The 26,716-nt window shown below is 50.3% G+C and carries 32 protein-coding genes; 24 read left to right on the top strand and 8 right to left on the bottom strand.

The features are described 5' to 3' along the window. Nucleotides 1–10: 10 nt before the first annotated feature. The 7 genes from C0081_RS19410 to C0081_RS19380 form a co-directional block, all read right to left on the bottom strand. Nucleotides 11–466, bottom strand: coding sequence for a hypothetical protein (locus tag C0081_RS19410; RefSeq protein WP_101532000.1), 456 nt, complete (start codon nt 464–466; stop codon nt 11–13). Nucleotides 467–469: 3 nt separating this feature from the next. Then, on the bottom strand, nt 470–925 hold the full coding sequence (locus C0081_RS19405; RefSeq protein ID WP_101531999.1) for a hypothetical protein: 456 nt from the start codon (nt 923–925) through the stop codon (nt 470–472). Nucleotides 926–938: 13 nt separating this feature from the next. Further along, nucleotides 939–1,403 carry a rod-binding protein gene (locus tag C0081_RS19400; protein WP_101531998.1) on the bottom strand — a complete coding sequence of 155 codons (465 nt, stop codon included), beginning with the start codon at nt 1,401–1,403 and terminating at the stop codon, nt 939–941. An 87-nt stretch (nt 1,404–1,490) separates the two neighbouring features. Then, nucleotides 1,491–2,924 carry a flagellar protein export ATPase FliI gene (fliI, locus tag C0081_RS19395; protein ID WP_101531997.1) on the bottom strand — a complete coding sequence of 478 codons (1,434 nt, stop codon included), beginning with the start codon at nt 2,922–2,924 and terminating at the stop codon, nt 1,491–1,493. A 3-nt stretch (nt 2,925–2,927) separates the two neighbouring features. Then, nucleotides 2,928–3,542 (bottom strand): hypothetical protein, encoded by a 615-nt coding sequence (locus tag C0081_RS19390; protein ID WP_101531996.1) that lies wholly within the window; start codon nt 3,540–3,542, stop codon nt 2,928–2,930. Then, nucleotides 3,539–4,264, bottom strand: coding sequence for a flagellar basal-body rod protein FlgF (gene flgF / locus C0081_RS19385; RefSeq protein ID WP_101531995.1), 726 nt, complete (start codon nt 4,262–4,264; stop codon nt 3,539–3,541). Before flgF ends, C0081_RS19390 begins: the two co-directional genes overlap by 4 nt. Further along, entirely contained in the window at nt 4,264–5,046 is a 783-nt protein-coding gene (locus C0081_RS19380; protein WP_101531994.1) for a DUF1217 domain-containing protein, read from the bottom strand. Before C0081_RS19380 ends, flgF begins: the two co-directional genes overlap by 1 nt. Before the next feature lie 217 nt (nt 5,047–5,263). On the opposite strand from C0081_RS19380, the gene motA reads away from it, so the two are divergent. From motA to C0081_RS19265, 23 genes are all read left to right on the top strand, one after another. Further along, on the top strand, nt 5,264–6,172 hold the full coding sequence (gene motA / locus C0081_RS19375; protein WP_101531993.1) for a flagellar motor stator protein MotA: 909 nt from the start codon (nt 5,264–5,266) through the stop codon (nt 6,170–6,172). 4 nt (nt 6,173–6,176) lie between these two features. Beyond that, the gene (locus tag C0081_RS19370) at nt 6,177–7,103 is read left to right on the top strand and encodes a flagellar motor switch protein FliM (protein ID WP_101531992.1); all 927 of its coding nucleotides are present in this window, start codon (nt 6,177–6,179) and stop codon (nt 7,101–7,103) included. After that, a complete protein-coding gene (locus tag C0081_RS19365) occupies nt 7,084–7,566 on the top strand; it encodes a hypothetical protein (RefSeq protein WP_101531991.1) in 483 nt (160 codons plus the stop codon). The genes C0081_RS19370 and C0081_RS19365 overlap by 20 nt, the downstream gene beginning before the upstream one ends. A 40-nt stretch (nt 7,567–7,606) precedes the next feature. Continuing rightward, nucleotides 7,607–8,029, top strand: a complete 423-nt coding sequence (gene fliN, locus C0081_RS19360; RefSeq protein WP_245417825.1) for a flagellar motor switch protein FliN — start codon at nt 7,607–7,609, stop codon at nt 8,027–8,029. 100 nt (nt 8,030–8,129) lie between these two features. Then, nucleotides 8,130–9,182, top strand: coding sequence for a flagellar motor switch protein FliG (locus C0081_RS19355; protein WP_101531990.1), 1,053 nt, complete (start codon nt 8,130–8,132; stop codon nt 9,180–9,182). A gap of 47 nt (nt 9,183–9,229) precedes the next feature. Next, a complete protein-coding gene (flhB, locus tag C0081_RS19350) occupies nt 9,230–10,324 on the top strand; it encodes a flagellar biosynthesis protein FlhB (protein ID WP_101531989.1) in 1,095 nt (364 codons plus the stop codon). Further along, nucleotides 10,317–10,817: a hypothetical protein gene (locus tag C0081_RS19345; RefSeq protein ID WP_101531988.1), complete on the top strand. Its 501-nt coding sequence runs from the start codon at nt 10,317–10,319 to the stop codon at nt 10,815–10,817. The genes flhB and C0081_RS19345 overlap by 8 nt, the downstream gene beginning before the upstream one ends. A gap of 160 nt (nt 10,818–10,977) precedes the next feature. After that, complete coding sequence (locus C0081_RS19340; RefSeq protein ID WP_101531987.1) at nt 10,978–11,553, top strand: MotE family protein; 576 nt, start codon at nt 10,978–10,980, stop codon at nt 11,551–11,553. Further along, on the top strand, nt 11,550–12,266 hold the full coding sequence (gene flgH, locus C0081_RS19335) for a flagellar basal body L-ring protein FlgH (protein ID WP_180966699.1): 717 nt from the start codon (nt 11,550–11,552) through the stop codon (nt 12,264–12,266). Before C0081_RS19340 ends, flgH begins: the two co-directional genes overlap by 4 nt. Nucleotides 12,267–12,316: 50 nt before the next feature. Further along, nucleotides 12,317–12,823, top strand: coding sequence for a flagellar basal body-associated FliL family protein (locus C0081_RS19330; protein WP_101531986.1), 507 nt, complete (start codon nt 12,317–12,319; stop codon nt 12,821–12,823). A gap of 35 nt (nt 12,824–12,858) precedes the next feature. Further along, a complete protein-coding gene (gene fliP, locus C0081_RS19325) occupies nt 12,859–13,563 on the top strand; it encodes a flagellar type III secretion system pore protein FliP (protein ID WP_101532339.1) in 705 nt (234 codons plus the stop codon). 260 nt (nt 13,564–13,823) lie between these two features. Next, nucleotides 13,824–14,207 carry a flagellar basal body rod protein FlgB gene (gene flgB / locus C0081_RS19320; RefSeq protein WP_101531985.1) on the top strand — a complete coding sequence of 128 codons (384 nt, stop codon included), beginning with the start codon at nt 13,824–13,826 and terminating at the stop codon, nt 14,205–14,207. Next, a complete protein-coding gene (flgC, locus tag C0081_RS19315) occupies nt 14,207–14,626 on the top strand; it encodes a flagellar basal body rod protein FlgC (protein WP_101532338.1) in 420 nt (139 codons plus the stop codon). The genes flgB and flgC overlap by 1 nt, the downstream gene beginning before the upstream one ends. Beyond that, nucleotides 14,626–14,973 (top strand): flagellar hook-basal body complex protein FliE, encoded by a 348-nt coding sequence (gene fliE, locus C0081_RS19310; protein ID WP_101531984.1) that lies wholly within the window; start codon nt 14,626–14,628, stop codon nt 14,971–14,973. Before flgC ends, fliE begins: the two co-directional genes overlap by 1 nt. A gap of 57 nt (nt 14,974–15,030) precedes the next feature. Next, complete coding sequence (flgG, locus tag C0081_RS19305; RefSeq protein WP_101531983.1) at nt 15,031–15,819, top strand: flagellar basal-body rod protein FlgG; 789 nt, start codon at nt 15,031–15,033, stop codon at nt 15,817–15,819. Further along, a complete protein-coding gene (flgA, locus tag C0081_RS19300) occupies nt 15,819–16,343 on the top strand; it encodes a flagellar basal body P-ring formation chaperone FlgA (protein ID WP_101531982.1) in 525 nt (174 codons plus the stop codon). The genes flgG and flgA overlap by 1 nt, the downstream gene beginning before the upstream one ends. 3 nt (nt 16,344–16,346) lie before the next feature. Beyond that, a complete protein-coding gene (gene flgI / locus C0081_RS19295; protein WP_101531981.1) occupies nt 16,347–17,459 on the top strand; it encodes a flagellar basal body P-ring protein FlgI in 1,113 nt (370 codons plus the stop codon). Nucleotides 17,460–18,442: 983 nt separating this feature from the next. Beyond that, nucleotides 18,443–19,129, top strand: a complete 687-nt coding sequence (locus C0081_RS19290; protein ID WP_101531980.1) for a response regulator transcription factor — start codon at nt 18,443–18,445, stop codon at nt 19,127–19,129. A 561-nt stretch (nt 19,130–19,690) separates the two neighbouring features. Further along, nucleotides 19,691–20,221, top strand: a complete 531-nt coding sequence (locus tag C0081_RS19285) for a dihydrofolate reductase (protein ID WP_101531979.1) — start codon at nt 19,691–19,693, stop codon at nt 20,219–20,221. 506 nt (nt 20,222–20,727) lie between these two features. Next, nucleotides 20,728–21,864, top strand: coding sequence for an FtsH protease activity modulator HflK (gene hflK, locus C0081_RS19280; protein WP_101531978.1), 1,137 nt, complete (start codon nt 20,728–20,730; stop codon nt 21,862–21,864). 2 nt (nt 21,865–21,866) lie between these two features. Continuing rightward, the gene (hflC, locus tag C0081_RS19275; protein WP_101531977.1) at nt 21,867–22,748 is read left to right on the top strand and encodes a protease modulator HflC; all 882 of its coding nucleotides are present in this window, start codon (nt 21,867–21,869) and stop codon (nt 22,746–22,748) included. A 71-nt stretch (nt 22,749–22,819) separates the two neighbouring features. Then, nucleotides 22,820–23,005: a DUF2065 domain-containing protein gene (locus tag C0081_RS19270; RefSeq protein ID WP_101531976.1), complete on the top strand. Its 186-nt coding sequence runs from the start codon at nt 22,820–22,822 to the stop codon at nt 23,003–23,005. A gap of 152 nt (nt 23,006–23,157) precedes the next feature. Beyond that, nucleotides 23,158–24,720, top strand: coding sequence for a Do family serine endopeptidase (locus tag C0081_RS19265; protein ID WP_245417824.1), 1,563 nt, complete (start codon nt 23,158–23,160; stop codon nt 24,718–24,720). A 68-nt stretch (nt 24,721–24,788) separates the two neighbouring features. Here the strand turns inward: C0081_RS19265 and serB are convergent, their stop codons facing one another. Continuing rightward, nucleotides 24,789–25,682: a phosphoserine phosphatase SerB gene (serB, locus tag C0081_RS19260; protein WP_101531975.1), complete on the bottom strand. Its 894-nt coding sequence runs from the start codon at nt 25,680–25,682 to the stop codon at nt 24,789–24,791. Between the two features lie 54 nt (nt 25,683–25,736). Between serB and miaA the strand changes: the two genes are divergently transcribed. After that, complete coding sequence (miaA, locus tag C0081_RS19255; RefSeq protein ID WP_245417823.1) at nt 25,737–26,687, top strand: tRNA (adenosine(37)-N6)-dimethylallyltransferase MiaA; 951 nt, start codon at nt 25,737–25,739, stop codon at nt 26,685–26,687. Nucleotides 26,688–26,716 lie beyond the last annotated feature (29 nt).

Below are 26,716 nucleotides of genomic sequence, written 5' to 3'. Positions count from 1 at the left end.
GAACGCGGTCTTATCCCGCATGCGCCATGGATTTTGGAAAGAAGCTGAATTCCTCAACCAAAATGTCGTGCACCAAATCTCCCTTCATGCGGGCATTGACATTGTCTTTGATGCGCTGGGTCAAACCGTCTAGATCATATTTTCTGAGGTCAGAAAAATTGATGTCAGGGTCATTGAAGATGGCCCTAAAGGCTTCGTCAATAATGTAAGGATTGGGCGGGACAGACAGGGATTGCAAGGCTTCGACTTCAATGGTGAAGACAAATTGTGCCACCACATATCCATGCACCTTACCATCTGCGATCATAGGAACACTGATCGCGCGGGTCTCTTCATAATCCATGCCTGTATTTTGAGGGGTTTCGGCGATTTCGATCAAATTCTGCTTATTCATCCAGAGACCCGAGAAATAAGCAGACAGAATGGCGACAGCACCAATCCAAAAACCCAGCAAGATGTAACGCATCGTTTATCTAGGCTCCAGATGATCAGCGGTGTATGTGCCGTCAGACTCTTCTTTCATCATCGTCGATGACAACAAGTCCGTGATCTCACGAACCGCTTCAAGATGGTTGGAAAGAAGCTGTTCATTGTCAGTAAGAATATGCCTCAATATGCGCAGTTCGTTGACCACAGACTGGGGTACATCCTTGGTAGACAGATCACCCATGATGCGATTGAGATCAAGAAGAGCCCGTGATTTTGCATCAGCGTGCGGACGCAAGTCGACGATGACATTTTCGCGCAGGGCACGTGTTTCATTTGACACGACATCTATTGCCCGGTCGACAGAGGCAAGCATTTTCTCTTCAAGATAGATGACGGTGCCTTTCTCATCTGATGGCTGCGCTGCGTTGGACAGAACCTCAACAGGCGGGACCGCTGTGGGGACGTCAAAATGAGATAGCTCAAGCTCGGTTGTCATGGGTATTCTTCCCTTATGTTGCAGGATTGCTTTGTTCAGGAATTTTGAGATAGGAGGCCAAACCAATTGCCTTTGTTCTGGCCATTTGCGCGCCCACCTGTTCAGCCAGCATGGAGCGCCAGATTTCCCCCGCAGTGCCTTTGCCAAATACGGCTTCGGACTCGCGTGGCAACATGGTTTCCAAAAACTGGTGTAGCAGCATGGCTTCGAATTTCTCACCAACGGGGGTGGATACCGGGGCCATTTGATAGCGGGACAAGCTGCCTCGGGCATCTGACAACACAGCAGGCTGCGCGACGGATGAAAAGGTTTGCTGGAAAGACTCGTCATCTAAGGATGCGTTTTGCAAAGCGCTTTCAGAAGGCTGCGCCCTGACACCATTTGATGACCCCAACGCGATGGTTGCATGCTGTTGCGCGACCGGATCGGCGGCCTTCACAACATCAAGAACCAAATCTGAGGGAATGGATATAGCCATGCATAGTACCTCGGTTTGTCTTTGTGCACCAATGTTGCGATAATATTAATGCACGTGGCTTGCTTGAAACTTGCCTGACGAGTTGTGCTAGTCCTTTATTTCTTTTGCGGTGAGGGCATCCGAGAGCTCGCGAAATGGGTCGTCAATCTCATTGGCTGGAACCATCTCATGAGGTGTTTGGCACAAAATGTCATAGATGCTTGGGATTAAAAGCATGGCATGATCAAGTTCTGCATCAGCACCTTTGGTGTAACCGCCCAGCAAGCGAAGATCGCGCGTTTCTTCATAGCGTGTAATCATGCTTTTTAGTTTCATGATCAGCTGCGCTTCATTTTTGTTCCAGGCTTTGTTGGCCATACGAGACACCGACGACAAGACATCAATGGCGGGATAACGCCCCTGATCTGCAATCGCTCGATCCAAAACAATATGTCCATCCAGAATACCGCGAATGGAGTCGGCAACCGGATCATTGTGATCATCGCCATCAACAAGAACGGAAAATATTCCGGTTATCGCCCCACAAGGCTCTGACTCATGCTCTGGCACCCGTCCTGGGCCGGCCCGCTCCAACAGGCGCGGTAATTCGCTGAACACACTGGGCGTATAGCCACGCGCGACTGCGGGTTCCCCCGACGCCATTGCCACATCTCTTGCGGCCTGAGCAAAGCGGGTGGCTGAATCCATAATCATAAGAACAGAGAGGCCCTGATCGCGGAAATGTTCCGCAATGGCCATGGCCGTTTTAGGGGCCTGTCTGCGCATCATGGGACTCTCGTCACCGGTTGCGACGACAACCACAGATTTTGTGAGCGCCTCTCCCAGGGTTCCTTCAATGAATTCGCGGACCTCTCGTCCCCTCTCGCCAACCAGCGCGACAACTACGACTTCAAAATCAAGAGCGCTGGCCAACATGGCGAGTAATGTGGATTTGCCAACGCCTGACCCTGCAAATACACCGATCCTCTGGCCAACACATAAAGGGGTAAATAAATCAATGGCCCGCACGCCGGTGCGAATAGGTTTTTCGATCATGGACCGTTCCATGGCGGGAGGCGGGTCCCCTTCAAGGGAAACACTCAATCGACCGGGCACAAGCATACCCCTGTTGTCGATTGGTCGCCCTAGGGAGTCAATCACACGCCCCAGCCAGCTGTTGTCCGGACTTAGCTGAACCGGGCCCATGCGCATGACACGGGTGCCAATGCCAACATCCAGATGCTGGCTGTAAGGCTTGGCATAGACCTTGCCCTCATCAATGCGGATGACCTCGGCACGAGCGGGTCCGCGACCATAGGGACGCATCACATCCAGCTCAATGCAATCGCCAATGCAAACATGCTTTTCCAGTCCGCTGATGCCGTAATATCCGGGTGTGATCTGGGAGACCGTGCCGCAAACGCGCACAGACGTATTATGCTCTTGCAGCAAGCGGACCACGCCATGCAGTTTATCAAGCTTGTTGGCAGATTTTGCGCGTGCGGGTGCAGAGGCGGCCCGGTGAGGGGGGGCTTTCTTCATAATTTATCCCTCCTTGGAAATCTTGGCCATATAGCGATCCTGCAGCAATTGTAATGTTTCTGCCGGAAGCAAGTTGGATGGATGTTTTGCCAAACCGGAAATCGATCGCGCGGCGTCCGGCGTTGCCGTTAGCGCATCGGGAGCAACATCATCGTCGGGCAGAAGATTTATTGGAGCAGGGGACAATCCTTCGAGACTGGGCAATAGAGCGGACAGATCGTTTGTGCTTGCCATCTTCTGGCTGTCGCTTTGGGAAAATTGGTTTGCAGAGGCCGAAACATCTCTGTTTGCAATAGTCCTATTGCTGCGGTGATAGGCAACTTCACTGGTCTGATCTGTTGCCAATGATGACGACCCGTGGGTGGAGGAAAACAAATCAGAGACGAGGGACAAAAAATCTCCAACCAGCGGAACTTGTTCCAATGAAAAGTCAAACTTCAACAAAGAGACGTGACCATCACGCGCACTGCCTGCGTTGCCTGCTTGGGCCGGAAAATGCGACGAGAATGTCTCCGTCACCGCACCGGACTTAAGGCTGGTGCTTTGAAATGAGACTCGGGATAAGTCGAGCGGTTTTAGACTGCTGATGCTTTGTGTGGCGGAAATTGGTCCGGTCATGACGTGCTCCCAAGTTCTCGAATAGCTTCGCTTTGGGCATTTTCAGTTGTTTCCATTGCTTTTGCAGCGCTTTCAAAAGCCCGGCTGATCATGATCAATTTGGTCATTTCAGTCATCGCATTGACATTGGAGCCTTCAACAAACCCTTGCACGATGCGTGCTTTGGTGAGGTCTTGCAGTGGAAAGGCTATACCTTCAGGCAGGACGGCAGAGCCGCCATAGCGGGTTAGCTTTTCACCTTCATTCAACTCAAAAAGCCCAATTCGACCGACATTCTGCTCCCCTTGCACCACTTCGCCATCCGCTTGCACATAGGGGCTATCGCCTTCGGGGTCCATTTGGATCGGGGTGCCATTCGCAGATAGTATGGGCTCTCCATTCACCGTCGTCAGAGTGCCGGTCTGGTCCAGATTCAATCGCCCGTCACGGGTGTAGGCCACTTCATTGCCGCGCTGGATAGAAAACCAGGCCTCACCTTCAATCGCCAAATCCAGTGCATTGCCCGTTTTTGTGATCGCCCCTTGCTGGCGCGAAATATAGGTTTCTCCCATCGAGACGAAGCTGACCGGGGCTTTGCTGACATCAGACATGGTTTCGGAAAAACTGATTTCTTCGGCCCGATATCCAGCGGTATTGATGTTGGCGACATTGCGGGCAATGGAGTTCATACGATTTTCCATTGCCACCTGCGCCGAAAGAGACACATAGGTAGAAGAGGGCATTACACTCCTCCCAGTCGGAGCCCTTGCAGGCTCATAAGCAGATCTTGATCAATGCCAGCGCTGAGCGGGTCAGAGATCAAAACATTGGGAACAGTCTGGGTTGCGGTTCCATTCTCCAAATCCCAAAGAGCGGAAAACTGGACCAGCATTTCTTTGACCTTGTCAGGATCCTGCAAATCTTCGATGTTGATGCGCTCATCAATCATACTTGCTTGCAAGTCGAGGTCAGCTCCGGCTGCTTCAGAAGGAATGCCCGCCAAGGTGCGCGCCACCTCGGCCATCGCATTGTCGGCAAGCAATTCCATGCTGGTGGTGATTGTTGAAGCCTTGCGCTGGAAATAAAGGGCTAGTTTGACACCTGTGTTGTCTTCCCCTTCATTGTCTTCCAAAGTCTGCCGGACATACATATCGACTATCGGTTGCTGGGTTTTACTAAAGGTCGTTGTTGTTTCGCCAAACTGTTCGAAATTGAAGGTTTCGGCAAAGGCCTTAAACCGTTCATCTGTGATCTGGTTGGCAAAAGAGTCGCTGTCGCTCACCCCTTCAACCAGCACCTTGCGCATATAAGCTTTGGCGTAGGTCATGTCTTCCAGCCCCATGGCTTTCATGGCAAAACTGAAGACTTCGTAATCATCAATGAACTCATCGACGGTTTTAATGTCTTGAATTTTCTCGAGATAGTTTTGACTCAACCGGTCGACAAGGGGATCCTTGCTGACCGTATCAAGCGACTTGCTCATATTGTTGTTGAGCATGGTCAGTCGTAGTGACGTATCAATCATGACGGCGCTCCTGGCGTTTCTAACCAGAGTTTGCCCTGCGCAGCTTGCCTCAGGCTGACCTGTCTTCACCGATGTCTTAACCTAGATCCGTGCTGTGACGGTGTCCTTATATACTGACGAGTGGTTCGCCTTTGCCGTCCAAAGCGGAAGGTCAGGTTCGCGCAAGACAGGCAAATTAGATTGGCTCCAACGAAAATTTAAATCGGGAGAGCCGATCTTGAGTGTATTTCTTGGACTTACAATTTCTTTGGTCTCGCTGTTGGGTGGGTTTGCCGCCATGGGGGGGCATGTCGCTGTCTTGTTTCAACCATGGGAGTTTCTGATTGTCTTCGGCGTGGCTTTGGGCACGTTCGTATTAGCCAATCCGTTGAAAACCGTTAAAGACACGGGCCAGTCTATTGGTGAAGCCTTGTCCAATTCCGTGCCAAAGAAAACCGACTATCTAGACGTTCTGGGATTGCTCTACACGCTGATGCGTGAATTGCGGGCCAAGGGTCGAAACGATATTGAACCTCATATTGAAGAACCGGAAAACAGCGCGATTTTTGCTGCTTATCCTTCTATTTTACGCAACATAGCTTTGCGGGATTTCATTTGTGACTATTTCCGTCTGTTGATTGTCTCCAACGCCCGCCCGCATGAGATTGAAGCCCTGATGGACGAAGAATTGATGACGCGTATGCGTGATCAGATGAAACCCTATCTGGCTTTGAGTGCACAGGCCGAAAGCCTGCCCGCTATCGGCATTGTTGCTGCCGTTTTGGGGGTGATCAAGGCGATGGGGGCGATCGATCAGAGCCCCGCTATTCTGGGTGGTCTCATCGCGGCTGCGTTGGTTGGCACATTCGCCGGTATCTTTGGGGCCTATGCGTTGGTAGGTCCACTGGCAAACAAGGTCAAAACCATCCGTGAGAAACGCAGTCGGCACTATGTGATTGTCAAGCAGACCTTGCTGGCTTTCATGAATGGCGCTGCACCACAGATTGCGCTTGAACATGGCCGCAAAACAATTTCCGAACTGGATCGCCCCAGCATTGATGAAGTGGAAAATCAGACGATGAATGCTGGTCCGATTTCTTCTTCTGATGGCAGTGTTCATGAGTTTGCCCAGAAGGGAGCTGCGTAAGGTCATGATGCAATCACATCATTCACCCATCACAGACCGATTGTTGGACGCGGCGGGTACGTCGATCGAAAGACTGCCGATGTTGCCGATCATCTTTGATCGGATGGCCCGGGTGTTCGCTGATACCATGCGCCAGCGCGCAGCCTCTCCATGTTATGTTTCAGTCAGCTATATCGGCAATGACCGCATTGGTGATGTGCTGGATGCCAATGAGGCAAATGCCTTGGCTGCTGTGGTTTATACTCCCGAATGGGATACCCGCCTGCTGATCGGCTTCGACCGTGACTTCATTTTTTCGATGATGGAAGTCATGTATGGTTCAGACGGCAGCGAACCGCCGATTGATGACGAGCGGCCTTTTTCCAACATTGAAACCCGCGTTGCCCGCTCACTTTTTAACGACGCCATCAAATGCCTTGAAGATGCTTTCAAGTCGATTTCGGACATTACTTTGAAATTCGAGCGCATTGAAACCCGCATGGACTTTGCGGTCATTGGACGCCGAAACAACACAGCAGTGGTCGGGCGATTGTTGATGCAAGCCATCGGGCGTGGTGGTGAAATGTTTGTCATGGTTCCTCATACCGCCCTCACACCCTTGCGCCAGAATCTGGCTCAGGTCGTGTCGGGTGAAGGCAACCACCGGGACAAAGGCTGGACCCAGCAGTTTCAGGCAGAAATTCAGCGCACCCATGTGGATCTTGAAGCCGTGTTGGAAGAGAAATCCATCACGTTGGATGAGCTTGCCAACCTCAAAGTTGGTGATGTTTTACAACTTCAAGCCACACCACGAAGCAAAATCACCCTGCAATGCAACGACCAGTCATTGTTTACCTGTTCGATTGGACAGGCGGATGGATCTTATTGCCTCAAGGTAGATGATTTCATCCATCAAGAAGAGGATATATTCGATGATATCTTATCTAGCTGATGGCGTATTGATGATCGCGCTCATCGTGACTTCTATTTGGGTCATGAAAATGAATACTCGACTACAAAAATTGCGTGACAATCAGTTCGAGTTTCGGCGCATCATGGAGCAGACAAATCTGGCTCTTAATGGCATCGAGGTCTCCATTGATGAGATCAATGTGCGCGGCAAACAGGTTCTTAATGCACTGGGAAGCCGCATCGACGAAGCCCGCGATATTGTGACCGATATTGATCGAATGACGCGGGAGGTCCGCAAGCAGCAGAAAGAATTGCGTCTGGAAATGGTCGCCTTTCAAGATGAAATAGGCAAGGAATGCGCCAACCAGGTGGATCTGCTCAAGCGCGTGAGTGACGCCGCAGATCGGGCAATTTCGCCCAATGGCAATGCGTCAGAACCACACTTTCAACGCCTTGAGAACCAGTTGCCGCAGATGCTGCGCAAAGTGCGCCTCAAGTCCTGACACCCCTTTGTAAATAAGTTCACGACAAGGAATTTGACCCATGATTGATGATATGGAATTTCAAAAGATCGAGCGGGAAGATTTGCCAAAACCTCCTTTGGAACAGCCCGTCGAAAAAGAGGCAAAGCTGGAAGATTTCACTCAAACGGTCGAAGCCAGCGAAACCCTCGGGGCGACTGTGAACACGGATCGCAACCTTGATGCCATTCTTGGTATCTCCGTTGATATCCAGGTTGTACTCGGGTCTGCTTCCATGCTGGTATCCAACCTCCTTAAACTTGGGCGCGGCGCCGTTATTCCGCTCGACCATCGGGTCGGAGAGCCTGTGGAGGTGGTTGTCAACGGCCGCGTTGTGGCCCGTGGTGAAGTGATCGTCGTTGAAGACGACAGTTCTCGCTTTGGTGTCTCGCTGACCGAAATCGTTGGTGCCGGAACATCGCCTTCACCTGAAGCTTTCAACTAATGTTGCCTACGGTTTACGCTTTCGCATAGAGAGAATTCCATCATCTCATATCGAAGCGTAAACCCTCAGTGCCACCAATTATATTCGACAGAGGTAAGTCATGACGACAGCATTGGCTCCGGTTGGGAACGAAATTCAACTTCCACAAGCCCCCGTACGGAAGTTTCGCGGCATTGACAAGGTCGCTGCGCTCATGCTCGGCATGGGGCAGACCAATGCCGCAAAAATGCTTGGTCATTTTGATAGCGACGAGATCAGACTCATCACGCGTGCTGCGGCACAGCTTGGCAGTGTCGACGCTAGGGAAATGGAAGGCATCATAGAAGAGTTTGTCGAACAATTCTCCGATGGTTCCAGTCTTTTCGGCTCTGTCAATGAAGTCCAGAAACTGTTGGCCGGTGTTTTGCCTGAGGATGAAATATCAGACATCATCGCCGATGTTGCCGGATCATCCAACTGGTCTATCTGGGACCGGATCTCATCCATTTCTGAAACGGCAATTGCCAACTATCTCAAAAAAGAACATCCTCAGACAGCCGCCTTTATTCTGTCGCGTAGCAAACCGGCTGCGGCGGCCAAGATCATGAATCAACTGCCCACGGATTTGCGAAACCAACTCATGCGCCGCATGTTGTCCATCAAGCCTGTGGTGCAAGACACTGCCCGGGACATTGAAAAAGCCCTACATGAAGACTTCCTGTTGAATTTCTCTGGTAATCTGGAAGCCGATACCTTCTCCAGAATGGCCAGTATCCTGAACCAGATGGAACGGGACCAGATGGAAGCCGCGCTAAACAACCTGGAAGAACGTCAGCCAAAATCTGCCGAAGCGCTCAAGAGCCTGCTCTTCACTTTTGACGATATTGTCAATCTTACGCCGCGAGCACGTATGGCTATCTTTGATCAGGTTAATTCCGAACAGATTGTTATGGCGCTCAAAGGCACTGAAGCGCCCTTGCGTCAGGCTATTCTGGCAACGCTCGCCAGCCGCACGCGCCGTATGGTCGAACACGAATTGGCCAGTGGCCAGCCTGCTGCTGAGCGCGATGTTCTTATTGCAAGGCGCGAGATCACGGATCTTGCCCTGGAAATGGCCGGCAAAGGTGAGATTGATCTGAATCCCAAACAGGACGGAGGGGGCTTTTTGCAATAGGCCGATAGCCCCAAGCCTTCAAACTTGATTTAAATGCGAAGCGGTCCATGTCAGAAGAAAACAAAGACAGTCAGACAGAAGAGCCGACGGAGAAGAAAATCCGGGATGCCATCGAGAAGGGGAACCTTCCCCTATCGAAGGAAGTAAACACATTCTCCGGCTTTTTGGCACTGCTCATTATCTTAGGGTATTTCATTAACGGCCCGACTGCAAAGTTATCAATTGTTCTGGCTCGTTTGCTGGATGGAGTGGGAGATATAAGAATTGAAAATGAAGCCGACTTCATACAGATTTCGAGTGCTGTGGGTCTTGAAATGGCAATGTTTCTTGTCGTTCCGGTCTCTGTCTTGCTGGTGTTTGGACTTGCTGCAACATGGTTCCAGCATCCGCCGCAGGTCTCCTTTGACAGGCTCAAACCAGAGCTTTCCAAAATCTCCCCCGGCAAGGGCTTCAAACGCATGTTTGGCGCACAAGGTGGCATCGAGTTTCTTAAAGCCCTTGCCAAATTCATCATTCTTGCAGTCGTTATTGGCATCCTTTTGTCAAATGAACGTCAAACGTTGGCCAATCTGATGTTTACTGACCCCTCATTGTTGCCAGAAGAGCTGTTGTCGATCACCGTTCGTTTGGTCTCGGGCATTTGTGTTGCCATCATCACATTGGTGGCGCTAGATGTGATTTGGGTTCGTGGCCATTGGCGCCGCAATCTGCGCATGAGCCGCAAGGAATTGAAAGACGAATATAAGGACACCGAAGGCGATCCGGCGGTCAAAGGGCGGATGCGTTCGCTTGCTCGCGATCGGGCGCGCAATCGCATGATGGCCTCAGTCCCGAAGGCAACCGTGGTTATTGCCAATCCGACACACTATTCGGTGGCTGTCCGCTATACACATAATGAAGATAAAGCGCCGTTGGTGATTGCAAAAGGTCAAGATCTTATTGCGTTGAAAATCCGTCAAATAGCGGAAGATAACGACATTCCAGTCATTGAAGACATCCAGTTGGCACGTGCCCTCTATGCACAATGTGAAGTAGACACACAGATTCCCCCGCAGTTTTTCCGTGTCGTTGCAGAACTACTTTATTATGTGTATACTGCGAAGGATGAGAACTTTAAACCGGCTCTGAGGGCATATGAATAAAAACAACCAGAATGCTACAGGAATAAATACATATAAAACCATGAAAACCGGTAGTAATGAAGAATCTTTGACTAGGGCCCTCATTTGGGCCCTAAGTGATTTTGGGGCAGAGTTAAGGCTTGTTGATGCAAGTCATATGATTTCTTATGTCTTAAGGGATTCTCACGATAGTATTCAGGATATTATTTCATCTTCTACAGAGCTTCTTTTTAAAGAAGATACTCTAGTTTATTGCCGCGCGGCCGAAATGTCTGTTGATTGGGATCATTCTCCCCTCATTATTCTCGGTATGGAGTTCAACAATAATGGTGTCATAGCAAGGTTCGATTTGTCACTCGTCGGCAATGTGACGGACATCACATTGCGTGAGATCCAGTTCAACGTGCCAGAGGCACCTGATATGGAGCAAATCGATCATTTGGTTTATGCGCTGGTTGACGCGCGCCTCAAACCAATGGCGACAAAATGGTCAAGCCGAGCAATGCTCAACTAATCTGTTGCTCTACGGGTCTTCATCTAAGGCTCCTTTTTTAAAAATAAATCAGTTTATTGCCTTCGTAAAATTCTATACAGCCTGACACAAGTTTGCGCCTGCAAACTGCCTCCAGTTATCAATTATACCGCATTCAAATGCGTAAAATTGCGAGGCAAACATGATCAGCTTGTCAGGTTTGATGCTGAACTCTTCCCCCGACCACCCCTCCTGTAAGGCGGGTATTCGATTGGCTTTGTGCGCCTTGCTCGGGCTTGCTATGGCGAGCGGCGCTCACGCAAAGAGCCCCGCTGTGATTAAGCAATCCGAACAGGCAACCAATGTAGCCAGTGAAACGGATGCCAAAAATTATTGCGCCAATATTGCCAACGTTGCCAAAGAGCAGCGCATCGCTTGGCAAATTCACAATCTTGTTGCTCTGCAAACCGATATCGATGAACGCACCCAAAAGCTTTCCCAACTGAGGGCGGATGTCCGAAGCTGGATTGAAAAACGGGACAAGATTCTTCTGGATGTGAAAGCGCACATCGTTTCTGTCTATGAGCGGATGCGGCCTGATGCGGCCGCCGAACGCCTGGCCAAACTCGATAATGACATCGCGATTGCGCTTCTTACCAAAATGCAGCCCCGCATTGTTGGCGGTATTCTCAATGAAATGGATCCGGACAGAGCGTCCGTCTTGACACAAGGCATGGCCTCTCTCGTTGAACTGGAAACAGGGGAGGACATAAAATGACACCACATAGGGCCAAACCAATCCTGACAATGCTCAGCTTATTTATGCTGGCGGGCTGCTCCGATGTCATCAAGGAATTCAGGGATCCACCGGGGCTTTCGCCTGTGGGCGAGGGGCTTAATCGCAAAGATTTGCACCCGCCTTTGGCGCAATATCAGCCGCAACCATACAAAAGCTATCAATCCATGTGGGATCAAAGCCGAACCGAATTCTTCAAGGAACCGCGCGCCAAATCCGTCGGAGATGTTCTGACGGTCAGCATCGATATTTCAGATGAAGCAAATCTTGACAATGAGTCCGGTCGTAGCCGCAGCTCGAACAACGATTTTGGCATGGACCTCGGATTTGGTTTGTTTGGTATGAACGAAGAAGGCGAGGGCGACCTCGATATATCTTCGAACAGTGGATCCAACGGCAAAGGGGCCATCAATCGAAGTGAGAATATCAACCTTCAGGTGGCTGCTATCGTCACGCAACGCTTGCCCAACGGAAATATGGTTATTTCGGGCAGTCAGGAAGTGCGCGTCAACTTTGAAGTGCGGGTCCTAAGCGTTGAAGGCATTGTGCGCCCTCGAGATATAGGGCCGAATAACGTCATTACTTACGACAAGATTGCAGAGGCACGCATTTCCTACGGCGGCCGCGGACGTGTCAGTGAAGTTCAGAAGCCAGCTTGGGGCCAGCGGATTTACCAAACTTTGACGCCATTCTAGAGCAATCAAAGTCCTTTTTCGAAAATCGTTTATCAGAAAAGCCGCTTAAAATGAGTGATCCTGTCTCCCCAAGCCTATCGTCTTCCTCTGTTTCAAGTTCGGGTAATGACCGTAGGCTATTTATTAATATATTTATTCTGACGATGCTGACCGCTGGAGCAGGCGCCTTTGCGGGCATGAATTTGGTGGATCAAACCCGCCTCGCAGTGCTCAAGACCGAGCGGGTGCAAGCCAAAATCAATGTTAAGCCGCTCTATCATGCAGCCAGCTATGCAAAATCAATCAAACCTGTCGTCGCCAATTTGGCCGAACCTAGAAATGTGTTTGTTCGTGTGCAAGGCACTGTCATCTTCCAAAAAGATGCGATGGAAGAAGCGTCTGTCCTGACCAGCAAGATCGAAAGTGATATTTCCGCCTACATCCGCACACTCACGCTCGCCGATCTGGAAGGGGCGGGAGGGCTGGTGAACTTGCGTGAAGATTTAAATCAACGGGCCAAAATCCGCTCCAAGGGCAAAATCAACGAGTTTATTCTTGAAACAATGGTGGTCCAATGAAACGTATTTTTTCAGCGGCTGCTTTTTGCCTGATTATGGCAGTACCGGCTTACGCGCAAGTCCCCGATCTGAGCAGTCTACTGCCAGCCGGTGAGGGAGCGGCAACCGGGCGCATGGTGCAGATGGTTGCCCTGCTAACGGTTTTGTCACTGGCACCTGGGCTGCTCATCATGGTGACAAGTTTTATTCGCTTCTCCGTTGCATTTTCTTTTCTTCGGTCAGGTCTTGGCTTGCAGACAACGCCATCCAACATCGTCTTCATCAGCCTTGCGCTGTTTATGACTTTTTATGTCATGGCGCCAACCTTTGACCAAGCTTGGAAAAATGGCCTCCAACCGCTGATGGAAAACCAAATATCGGAAACAGAGGCTTATGAAAAGGTGGCTGCACCATTCAAGGAGTTCATGCTTGATCATGTCAGGGAATCGGATTTGGCTCTGTTTAATGATCTGGCTGCCTCTCGCATGCAAGGCAGTGAGGCTGATGATCCCAATTTGGTTGAAATGCGCGTATTGATACCCTCTTTTATGATTTCAGAATTAAGACGCGGCTTTGAGATCGGCTTTTTGGTCGTTCTGCCTTTTCTTGTCATTGATTTGATTGTTGCGACACTCACCATGTCTATGGGTATGATGATGCTTCCTCCGACGGTCATCTCGCTTCCATTTAAAGTGCTGTTTTTCGTTTTGCTTGACGGCTGGAATATTTTGGTAGGAGGATTGGTTCGTTCATTTTTCTAGAGACTACACAGTAATACAGCCCAAACTGCCGTCATTCACTTATGTGTTTGGCGGCTTTTTTTGTCAACTCGCCCAATATTCGATCCGGATTTTTTTGCTTTGCCGGTGCTCTCGTCCTCTTGGGAGCAATGAAAATACGTAAAAAATTTGAATAAAATTAAAAATTATATAATTATTTCAAATAGATAGTGAGGCTTCGACAGCTTCAGGCAAGTTTGCCTGATTATGAATGAACTATCAGAACCAGTCGGAGAGAATTTATGGAACCTGTCTATTTCATGAAACTTGCGAGCAAGCATCAAGACTGGCTCGCTGCGCGCGAAGCCACCATTGCCCAAAATGTGGCTAATGCCAACACGCCTGGGTATCGGGCAAAGGATGTTGAATCTTTCAGTGCACTCTTTGACAAAGCCCATATCCAAATGCGTAGCACACAAGCAGGTCATATGACTGCCTCTGCTGCTGTAAAGCAGGGGCAGGTTGTCGAAAAGAAAGACAGCTGGGATGTGACCTATTCAGGCAATTCCGTGTCCCTTGAACAAGAAATGATGAAGGCCAATGAAGTCGCCCGCTCTCATGCCCTTACAACCAATTTGATGAAATCTATGCACAGCATGATGCTGTTGAGCACGAAGGTACAATGATGATTGATCCACTCTCCGCAACCTTCCAGATCTCGGCCAATGGCATGTCTGCACAATCGCAGCGCTTGCGCGTGATCTCGGAAAATCTTGCCAATGCCCACTCTACGGGGGAAACCGCAGGCTCAGACCCCTATCAACGCAAAACTGTTACTTTCAAAAGTGAAATGGATCGCGCACTTGGTGCTGATCTCGTTTCGATCAAGGATGTTGGTTTCGATAAAGCCCCGTTTCAAGTCGAATATCAACCTGGGCACCCTGCTGCCGATGCAAATGGCATGGTCAAGCTGCCTAATGTGAATGCCATGATTGAATTGTCCGACATGCGCGAAGCCAACCGCAGTTACGAAGCCAACCTCAAAGTCATTTCCCAAACCCGCAGCATGGTGTTGCGTACAATTGACCTTCTAAGGAGCTCATAATGATTGACGCACTCAACGCTACGTCCAGTCTTTCGTCCCCCACCACGGGCATGAATAATGTATCGGAAAGTCGCTTTGTCAACACCGATAGGGCTGCGGTCAATGTAACCGGAGATGTCGACGAAACCGGTCAATCCTTTACGGACTATTTTGCCAAAGTGTCGACAGATGCGATCCAAACCATCAAGCAGGGTGAAAGCGCCTCGATCGCGAGTATTCAGGGCAAACAATCTGTCCAATCTGTTGTGGAAGCCGTGATGAATGCGGAGCTGACATTGCAGAGCGCGATTGCGATCCGCAACAAAATCGTAACGGCCTATCAAGAAGTCAGCCGAATGGCCATTTGATTGGGCATTTTCCTGCTCTTTTGTTCTGACCTTTGAAACAACACAAGGATTGCAATCATGAAGTCCCTTGCTATTGCGGCGACCGGCATGAGCGCTCAACAGCTCAATGTTGAAGTGATCGCCAACAATATTGCCAATATGAATACGACCGGTTTCAAACGCGCCCGCGCTGAATTTACCGACCTTCTTTATCAGGCCCATCGCTTGCAGGGCGTTCCCAACCGGACCGGTGAAGATCCTATTCCGGAAGGTGCTCAACTGGGGCTTGGTGTTCGCACCGCAGCCATTCGAAATCTACACACCCAGGGCAATCTGGACAATACGACCAATAGTTTTGATCTCGCCGTTGATGGTCGAGGCTGGTTTGTCGTCTCCAATGCAGATGGCGAAACTCTATACACCCGCGCAGGGGCCTTTAACACAAACGGGGAAGGGCGCTTAGTGACAGCGGATGGTTATCCAGTAGAGCCTGCCATTCTGTTCCCCCAAGACACTGTTGCTGTCGAAATCAATGAAGATGGCGAGGTCTATGCCAAGCTTGACAGCCAACCTGCACCGCAGAGACTGGGGCAACTGCAACTGGCGATTTTTGCCAATGACGCTGGCCTCGAAGCAAAGGGCGGCAATCTGTTTAAAGAAACCGAAGCGTCAGGTGGGGCCGTAGACGGTGTTGCTGGCAACGCTGGTTTTGGTCGTATCCGGCAGGGCTATCTGGAAACCTCGAACGTTGATCCCGTAAAAGAAATTACGGCTTTGATTAGTGCTCAGCGCGGTTATGAAATGAATTCCAAGGTCATCCAGGCTGCCGATGACATGGCTGGTGTTGTGACCCAAGGAATTCGCTAATGGCATATCGGTCTGACACTTCTGGGCGACCTGCAGAAACGGCGGGATCGCCAAGGCATCTGGGGGTCGCATTTGCGGCATGCCTGCTGCTATTGGGGGGGGCTTTTGTACAGACAGCAAGTGCGGCCTCGGGACATGTTGTCTCGTTGCCAGTCCCTAAGGTGACGCTGAAACCCGGCGATGTCATCAGCTTGGCGGTGTTGGAACAAAAGAGGTTCCAGTCCTTCCGGATCGACCGATTTTCCGTGGTGCCGAAAAGTGCCGAGCTTATAGGCAAAGAAGTTATTTATACATTGCCCCCCGGGCAGCCGATCAGTCGCTCATCCGTTTTCCATCGCAACGTTATTAAGCGCGGGAATCCGGCGCAACTGATCTTCAAAGAGCAAGGGCTCAGTATCATTGCGCATGTCGAACCGCTGGAAGATGGAACCGTTGGCGATATCGTTCGCGTGCGCAATATGGATTCTGGACTGATTGTTCGTGGACGGGTGCAAGCCAATGGCACCATCTCTATAGGGCCGTAGAAAATGCAACATCTCTTCAAATGGTTTTTAGCTGGTATTCTGTGTTTGACGCTCTCAATTCCGGGTCATGCGGCGGTTCGCATCAAAGATATTACCTCCTTGGAGGGGGTGAGGGATAACCAACTCGTCGGATATGGCTTGGTCATCGGCTTGCTCGGCACCGGAGACACCCTGCGCAACGCGCCTTTCACAGAACAGTCCTTACAGTCGATGCTCGACAGCATGGGCGTCAATGTTCGTGATGCACGCCTTAGAACACGCAATGTCGCGGCTGTTGTCGTAACGGCAAATTTCCCTGCCTTTGTACAAAAGGGAACGCGTATCGATGTGACGGTCTCCTCTTTGGGGGATGCGAGTTCACTCTCGGGTGGCACACTCATCGTTACTCCGCTGATGGGGGCTGATGGACAGGTGTATGCCATAGCGCAAGGGTCCCTTGCTGTATCCGGTCTCTCTGCCAAGGGAGATGCGCAAAGCTTGCAAGTGGGCACAGCAACATCAGGTCTTATCTCGAATGGTGCCATCGTGGAGCGCGCGTTAGGGGATTCCTTTGCCAATCTACCAAACTATGTGCTGCAGCTTTCCAACCCAGATTTCAAAACGGCGGTTAGGGTCGCAGATGCAATCAATGCCTTTTCGAGGGCCCGTTATGGAGTGAAATTGGCCAAGGAACGAGACTTCCGGTCTGTAATCCTGAGAAAACCCAGCAATATCACCCCAACGCGGTTTATCGCAGAAATTGAGGGGTTGGCAGTTCAACCGGATACACCTGCACGCGTCGTCGTTGATGAGCGTACCGGTACCGTTGTGATCGGCAGCCAAGTGCAAATATCAACGGTCGCTGTGACCCATGGCAATCTGGTGGTGCGCATAACAGAGCAACCTGTCGCGAGCCAACCGCAGCCCTTCTCGCGAGGGGGGGAGACTGTTGTTCTGCCGGAAACCAATATTGAGGCAGCTCAGAGTGGTGGCCCTTTGAAAATCATCGGCGGCACCGATCTGCAAACATTGGTCAGTGGTTTGAATCGCATTGGCTTGCGCCCGTCGGGAGTTATTTCCATCCTGCAAGCGATCAAGACAGCGGGCGCTCTTCAGGCCGAACTGGTAATTCAATAGGCCGGTCTGTTTATGCAAATTATATGGAGCCTCCAATGTGCCCAATTGCGGGATGGCACTCTTCCAAACCAAACAGGCGATCAGAGCCTATTTGATGTTAGTCGGTGCGATATGTCTCCCGCGTTGCCCAGTTGTCGTTTTTTAGCCTGTCCTTATGTGGGTAATGATTTGTGTCTTTGATCCAATTGTTGCCCACGAACAGGTTTGGAGAATAACTCTAAGGTTTGCTCCTGTTGGCCAACCTACGCAGGTATCAGAGCCAGGTGGCAGCCCGAAAAAACGGATAGTGTCAATTATGACAGCTGTTTATTATTCTGGTGGTATCGGTTTGTTTGGGCAAGGACGCCCTGCTTCACAGCAACGGGTTAATCTATCCCACCAAGCCTAGGCCATATATCCATGTCGAGTTAAGGCTCAATGTTTCCAAATATATCTTGAGGTCTCGTTTTTCGGTGGCGGGCAGTTATTCGTTTTAGCTGCGGCAGGCTGAGGCCGAGATGTTAAAGGGTGGGCACCCTCAATCATAAAGCCCGGTGGATTTGAACGATAAATCTACCTCAGATCAACTGACGCTTGTTGGTACAACTTGATCTGGAACCGTGCTATCTCCATTTGTTAACACTTTCAATAATTCTAAAATACTATAATCCATTGAATTGTATAGCAAATCTGGATCGCGATTCTTATTCATCAAATGCCGATTTACCAAGTACAGTCTCCATTCTTGAAATCAAACGGAACTGGGAATATAAAACTCTTGGAAAGTCTGGCTATAAATTTCGCTTAATTATTGGCTATCGAGAAGTTAGTTTAAATCTTTCGCTATATTTATGCATATCTATTCATAATTCAGCTAAAAATTTGCTTCCCAAGTTTTAAATTTATTTCCAGAGATTTCTATTTCCCCTCTATATCTATCAGATTTGTAATGACGCTTGCGCCGATTTGAAATATTCCTATTGGCAGCAAGAGGGAGTATTACGATGATAGTTATAATTGATAATCGTGGTATTGTAGCTGAAGGATACACTTCAGGATTTGAGCGCGAAGGTGTGGCATCTATTGGGATCATGCCGCAAGAATTTGATAGCTGGGTGACCAGTATATCAGAAACAGATATTGGATCTGTGGAAGCCTTTCTTTTGGGGGATTGCGAAAGAAGGGTAAATTATCCGGGGTTGATACGAAAAAGATGCAAGAACACTCCGGTAATTGCGCTCAACGATACATCATCACTTGAATTAACGCTTAATCTATTTGCCGCTGGAGTAGACGATGTTGTGCGTAAGCCTGTTCACGTCAGGGAAATTCTGGTGAGAGCTGCTGCTATACGTCGCCGAACAGGAGAGCTGAAAGATATGCTGCCGGAGGGAAATATTCGTGTATTTTTTGATGGAAGAGCACCTGAAATCGGTGGTGAGATTCTTGAACTCCCGAGACGTGAACGGCGCATCTTAGAATTTTTGTTTAAAAACCAAGAACGCCGTGTCAGTCGAGCCCAGATCTATAACGCCGTCTATGGTCTCCTCAACGAGGGGGTTGAAGAAACCGTCGTTGAAAGTCATATCAGCAAGTTGCGCAAAAAACTGAAAGTGCGTTTGGGATATGATCCGATCGATTCCAAACGGTATCTTGGCTATATGTTCAAAAGCGGATTGGAAAATGCCTAAAGCGAGTAAAGAAAAACGGCTTTCATTAAAAGCCTTGCCCTCAACAGTCTGCATTGAAAGCATTCTTTCGTTTCATAGATATATATACAAACCTGAGTATTTTCGAAACTAACGCTATGATAATAGCGCCCTACCTGCCAAAAGTTTACCCGTGAGTTGATCAACAATGGCCATGATGGCCGAAGGTGTGGCTCCGCTATCGCCAAAACGAAATGAGATGGTTCATTATTCGTATGGGTGGGCGTTGGCGTGTGTAACCTATGCGTAGGGGGCCGCGCGGTCGAGGTCGGTTTGATATTTGGTGGTCTCACTCGATCTTTGCTGCGACAAAGCCAGATGTCCCGCACTTATGGATGTTTTTTTCGTCGCGATCTTACGCCGATGATGATATTTCAGTCCGTGAATGGACTTTGGGGTAATCTCGGCTGTTTGATATTGCGGAGGCTGTGCCCATGAGGGTGGCGCAAATCAGCGCTTTGGAACTGGCGACTTTGAACTCACTAACTGTGTCTCTCATCCGTGTGTTGCGGGTGTTGTGGCTGTCTGATTGCAGGTATTGGCATGACTTTGAACGATGAACCCAAACTGGTGTTTCACTATGCGGTCGCTGACAATGGCGTCATTGGCAAGGACAATGGGATGCCTTGGCATGTTTCGAGCGATCTCAAACGTTTCAAGGCGATGACGATGGGCAAACCAATCATCATGGGGCGCCGCACCTTTCAATCCATTGGGCGCGCTTTGCCCGGAAGGGTCAATTTTGTGGTCACAGCCGATCAAGCTTTTTCTGCTGATGGTGTTGTCTTGGTGCCATCTGTTGAAGATGCACTGTCGCAATCCCGAGCTCAGGCCTTGCTGGATGGTGTTGATGAGATCGCTGTTATCGGTGGTGGCACGATCTATAACGCTCTTTGGGACAAAGCCGATCGCTTGTATGTGACGCATATTCATGCAGAGCCTCAGGGTGATACGCATTTGCCGGCCATTGATGAAGCCATTTGGCACGAAACGTCGCGCCAAGAGGCCGTGCAGGGCGAGAATGACAGCGCTGCGATGAGTTTTGTCGTGTATGAACGTCAGAGGCGTTCTTAAGGCTTGGTCTTGTCTATCTAGATCCGCTTTTCCTGCGTTAGGGAAGGCGCATCTACTTTACCAGAGAAGCAGGAGATGGTGCCTCTGGCAATGCATGGCATGTCATGGTACCGCGTGTGGGGCGGGGGCTTCAGTGTGCGTAATTGATGCTGTTTTGTTGCAAACAGTGGGGCTATAGACATCAAATTGCCGATTGAAGCGTGCTTTCCTCAGGTAAATCGAGTTTGCGCGCAGAAAAGGCCAGTTAGCTCTTGATTTTGCGGCGCTTGCTTCCCACCTTGTCATCAAAGTGGCGTTTGCGACTTGTGTGGCCGATGCCATATTAATTTAAGACCTGTTTACGGTCATGTTACGGTTTGTGGGCTAAAAGCAGCTCAACGGGTGTCTCGGGCAATTTTGATGGGCGAGAAATCGCGAAAATTGCTGCAACCTATTGAAACATGGCGTTCCCTTGTCGTCTTGATAAGTCAAGACAGTATGGAAACGCTCAAGAATAAGGATAGACTATGCCTTGGAGCAATCAGAACGGTGGTGGCGACGGCGGTGGCCCTTGGGGCAACGGCGGCGGCAAGAATGGCGGTCCATGGGGTCAAGGCCCTCAAAATCAGGGTCCCAATGCTCCTGATCTGGAAGATTTGATCCGAAAAGGCCAAGAGCGCCTGCGTCAGGTTTTCCCTGGCGGCGGTGGATCCGGTGGCGGTTCTCTGGGTGCCAAAGGTATTGGCCTTTTGGCTGCCGGTGCCGTGGCAATCTGGATGGTAACTGGTTTTTACACCGTTGCTCAGGAAGAGCTTGGGGTTGAATTGTTGCTCGGCGAAGCGGTCGGCGTTTCTAGCCCGGGTTTGAACTATAATTTCCCATATCCAATTGGTCGTGTTGAAAAGGTCAATGTGACCCAGATTCGTGATATTACCATTGGGACGCGTGAATCTGCATCCCAGCGCGGCATTCGCAGGCAGGATGTGCCTGAAGAAAGCCTGATGTTGACCGGTGATGAAAACATCATTGATGTTGATTTCAAAGTGCAGTGGAACATCAAGGATCCAGAGCAATATCTTTTCAATATTGACAATCCTGAAGTGGCCGTCAAACAAGTGGCTGAAAGCGCCATGCGTGAGATCGTTGGTCGCAACAATATGGATGAGATCCAGACCGGTGACCGTGTTGCCGTTCAGCGTGCTGCAGAAGAACTGACGCAAGCCATGCTCGATAAATACCAATCGGGTATTGCGATCGTGCAGGTTCAGCTTCAGGGCGTGGAGCCCCCAGAACAGGTGATTGATGCGTTCCGTGATGTGCAGGCTGCCAAGGCGGATAATGTGCGCATGCAGAACGAAGCTCAAGCTTATGCCAACAAGGTTGTGCCAGAAGCAAAAGGTCAGTCTGCTCAGATTTTGGAAGCTGCCAATGCGTATCGTGAGCAGACCGTTGCAGAAGCCCGCGGTCAAGCAGAGCGTTTCTTGAACGTTCTTGGCGAATATGAAAAAGCGCCAGAAATCACACGCAAGCGTCTTTATCTGGAGACCATGGAAAAAGTTATGGGCAATTCCGAGAAGATCATTCTTGATAGCAAAGGTGCCGGCTCCCAAGGTGTCGTGCCGTATTTGCCCCTTAATGAACTGACGAAAAAGGCGGGGAACTGATTATGTCCGGTAAAGCAATTCTTTCCCTTATCATCGCAGCTGTTGTTGCTGTGGTGGGGCTTAGCTCGGTGTTTATTGTCTATCCATATGAGCAAGCTGTGATTACGCAGTTTGGCCGTATTGAGCGGGCCGTGCAAGAACCTGGTCTTTATGTAAAAGTGCCTTTCATCCAGAACGTGGAATATATCGACAAACGCGCACGCTATCTTGAAGAGTCTGCACGCGAAGTCATCGCGTCTGATAAAAAGCGCCTGCTGATCGATTCTTTCACGCGTTACAAAATCACAGACCCCATCCTGTTCAAACAGAAAGCCAAGTTCATTCCGAACTTTGAAAGCCAACTCAGCGGCTTTATGGGCTCGTCCCTGCGCGATGTGGCGGCCGATTTTGATTTTCAGGAAATCGTTCGTGACAAGCGTGATCTGTTGGTGGAAGCCATTCGTGTTGCTGTGAATGACAAAGCTGCCCGTCTTGGTGTTGAAGTGGTCGATTTCCGCGTGCGTCGCGCAGATCTGCCAAAAGAAAACTCCGAAGCGGTGTATCGTCAGATGCAGACAGAACGCCAACAGGAAGCCAACGGTATTCGTGCTGACGGTGAGCAGTTGGCTTTGCAGATCCGTTCGATTGCTGATCGTAACGCAACGGTGATTGTTGCTAATGCGCGTCGCGACTCAGAAATCACACGCGGTGAAGGTGATGCGGAACGTAACGGTATCTTTGCTGCAGCCTATGGCAAAAACACGGGATTCTTTGAATTCTATCGCACGATGCAGGCCTATGAGAGAAGCCTTTCCAATGGAGACACACGCCTTGTGCTGTCGCCCGATGGAGAGTTCTTCAACTACTTCAGTGGATCTGTTCCTTCGGAAAAAACTGCCCAATAATGCTGAAGCCTCCTCTCTCCGCCTAAGGGGAAGGGGGCTTTATCAGCTGCATAGGGAGAAAGTGGGCTTTGATGTCTGATTTCCTAGCGGCGGTTGGTTTGGTTCTTGTCATCGAAGGGTTGTTATATGCCCTCCTGCCAGAGTCGATGAAACGGATGATGATTGAGGTTGCCACAATACCGGGAAGCAATTTGCGTGTCGGTGGTTTGCTGGCAATGGCGATCGGTGTCGGTATTGTCTGGATGGTAAGAGCCTGATCATCTTGCAGATTTGTTGTTTAAACGCCCCTTTGTCATCTTGCACAATGGGGCGTTTTTTATGCCTACTACGCGCAATATGTTAGTTTGTGTATGCTCTTGCTTTTTGAGTTGAGAAATCACGCCTTTGGTGTCGGGAGAGGAAAGCCGAAATGTTGATGTTGGTTTTGGAGCGATTGTCACATTGCGCTCATGGTCTGCGACGCTTTGGCCTCATAGGTGGTACCATTGCTCTTGCGGTGATGGCTGGCCTACCGTGCGATGTGGATGCGAAAGATGCAGAGCAGGGGCAGGCCGCGTCCGGCCAAATGCCTCATCAGACATCTATGGGGCCTAAAAGTGTGGCCGACCTTGCAGAGCGGCTGATTCCAGCGGTGGTGAATATTTCAACCCGATCATTGGTGGACAGCAAAGACAGTATACCTCTACCCAAAGTGCCTGACGGGTCGCCTTTTCAGGATTTTTTCGAAGATTTCTTTGAGAAAAATCAGGAAGAGGGGGGACGAAAGCGCAGTGTACAGTCACTCGGCTCAGGGTTTGTTATCGATGCGTCTGGCCTGATCGTCACCAACAATCATGTGATTGCCGGAGCGGATAAGATCCGTGTTAAATTTTCTGATGGAGGCCAGTATGACGCCGAAATCGTAGGTCGCGATACCAAGACCGATCTGGCTCTGCTTAAAGTGGATACGCCGAAGCCGCTGTCCACAGTTCCCTTCGGTTTGGAAAAGGACGTGCGTGTCGGCGATTGGGTTATGGCCATTGGTAACCCGTTTGGTTTGGGTGGGTCTGTCTCTATTGGTATTGTTTCTGCGCGCAATCGTAATATCAATACCGGGCCGTATGATAGCTTTATTCAGACCGACGCTGCCATCAATCGCGGCAATTCTGGTGGCCCGTTGTTTGACATGTATGGCAACGTGGTCGGGGTGAATACCGCAATTATTTCCCCAAGTGGGGCCTCAATTGGACTGGGCTTTGCCATTCCTGCCGATATTACCAGCCGTGTTGTTACACAATTGAAAGAGTTTGGTGAGACGCGGCGTGGCTGGCTTGGTATCCGGATTCAACAAGTGTCTGAAGATCTGGCTGAAGGGCTGGGATTGAGTGATGCGCGTGGGGTGTTGATTGCTTGGGTGAATGAGGCCGGTCCTGCAGAGAAAGCCGGTTTGAAGCCCGGCGATGTTATTGTCCGGTATGGGGGGGAAGCTGTCAGTGAGGTGAGGGATTTGACTCGCTTTGTTGCCGAGACGACTATTGGTGCCGAGGTTGAGGTTGAGTTTTACCGTAAAGGTCAGCTTATGGCCTTGTCAGTGGTTGCAGGCCATTTGGAAGCCAGTGAAAGCAAGGTGCCAATCGCCAAAAATGCGGATAAACTAAGCCGCTTGTTTGGAATGTCTTTGTCTGAGCTGACACCCGCTGAACGCAGAAAACACAATCTTGGAGACAGCGTTGAAGGCGTTGTTGTGCATGAAGTAGAGCCGCACAGCCTCGCAGGTCAAAAGGGCATCCAGACCGGAATGGTAATCGTTGAGATCAATCAGGAAATAGTCTCGACACCTCAGAGCGTTGTGAAACGCGTAGAAACGCTCAAGGCAGAAGGCAAAAGCACCATAGTGTTTCTTTTGGCAAGACCGGATGGGGGCGAATTGGTGTTCGTGCCGATCAAGCTTGATGACAGTGCCCCTGAGGGGGGCTTGCCTCCTAAAGATTGATCCGATCAAAGCCCAACAGGGTTGAAGGGGCTTGTGGCCCCTTCGTCATTTTGTTCGTTGGATGGCGTCTAGCCCAACACAAATTCCTCGGCCTTATATCCCTGCAAAAACAAAAGTCCGGTCAGATCGCCATGATCAATCACGAATTCAGCCTGTGCGGCGACTGCGGGTTTGGCATGTAGGGCCACGCCAGCGCCAGCATCCATGATCATGGCCAAATCGTTGGCCCCGTCACCGACAGCCATTGTTTCGGACAGGTTCAGTTTGAGCTCTTGGGCCAAAGCGTGCAGACGATCGCGTTTGGCTTCTTTGCCCAGAATGGGCATGCCGACCTTGCCGCTCAGAGTACCGTTTTCTTCCAACAGGAGATTGGCGCGGTCTTCATCAAACCCCAGTTTCTCGCGAACGCGGGACGTGAAATGCGTGAAGCCACCCGACACCAATGCACAATAGGCACCATGAGCTTTCATTGTCTGGACAAGGGCCATGCCGCCATGCGTATAGGTGATCCGGTCGGCGAACAATTTATCGACGATGGACAAGTCCAGCCCTTCAAGTAGCGAGACGCGCTCTTTAAGGGCTGGTTCAAACTCGATTTCTCCGCGCATGGCACGTGCGGTGATGGTAGAGACCTTGTCTTTGAGGCCCACTTCGTCGGCCAGTTCGTCAATGCATTCTTGCTGGATCATGGTCGAGTCCATATCCGCGAGAAGCAGTTTTTTGCGGCGTCCTTGGCTGGGTTGTAGTGCTATGTCGACTGGAATGTCCGCCAGAAGGCTGCGCAATTGGGCATATAAATTGTCTAGGTCGGGATGGTTCGGGATGATAAAATCGCAAGCGACCCCTTCCATAAGCCAAACAAACTCTGTATCGACCTTGATGGCGGCCTGGATTTTGGCCACAAGATCGGCGCTAACGGCAGGATTGGCGGGTGCGCTGATAATGGTCAAGGTGAAGGACATGGAACCCCCGAAGGATAAATGCCTCTCGTGCGAGGCTGTAAAGACCGTATGATTATGGACGGAACAAAAAATTCTTGTGCACCGACTGCGGTGTTGATAGCGGGGCCAACGGCCAGCGGCAAGTCTTCTCTTGCGGTTAAGTTGGCGCAATTGGTCAATGGCGTAATTATCAACGCTGACTCCATGCAAATTTATGATCAAATGTCGATCTTGTCTGCGCGTCCGACCGCTGACGAGATGGGAGACGTAGAACATCGCCTTTATGGCTATGTTAGCCCGTCTGAGCGTTATTCGGTTGGCCGTTGGCTGGATGATGCGGTTGCTGCAATAAAGGATGTGCGCAGCAAAGGGCAATGTCCTATTCTGGTGGGTGGAACCGGACTTTATTTTAAGGCGCTGCTTGAGGGGCTGAATGCGATGCCCGATATCCCGCAACAGGTGCGCGATTTCTGGGCCGCTGAATTGGTGCGCCTGGGGAGCCCTGAAGCGCTGCATGCCATTTTGACCGATCGAGACCCCGTGGTGGCATCGACACTGAAGCCGGGGGATGCGCAACGGACTTTGCGCGCTTTGGAAATTCTGGATGCCACTGGCAAGTCTTTGGCGCAATGGCATGCTGGAGACGATATGCGCCAAGATCCGGCCATTGCGCAAGATGCGCTGTGTCTGGCGCTCAATCCACCCCGCGCTCAAGTGTATCAAAAAATAGAAAATCGCTTTGATCAGATGGTGGAGCTGGGCGGCATCATCGAGGCCGTTCATCTAACGGGCCTTGGTTTGTCTCCAGACTTGCCTGCCATGAAAGCGATTGGGGTCGCCCATCTTTCGGCTTTTGATCGTGGGGAAATGCCTTATGAAGAGGCGATCAGATTGTGCAAGCGCGATACGCGTCGCTATGCCAAAAGACAGATGACGTGGATCCGAAATCAAATGGGCGAATGGTCGCAGTTTGAAACAGCTGAAGCCGCAATTGCTCAATTTTTGATAGAAATGGAAAAAAATTAGGTGGGAAACTAGCTTAAAATTGCGTCTTG

Source organism: Cohaesibacter celericrescens, assembly GCF_002866925.1.
In the GTDB taxonomy this organism is placed as follows: domain Bacteria; phylum Pseudomonadota; class Alphaproteobacteria; order Rhizobiales; family Cohaesibacteraceae; genus Cohaesibacter; species Cohaesibacter celericrescens.
Note: the sequence above shows the minus strand (reverse complement) of the source record. Positions and strands in the feature narration are given on the sequence as shown.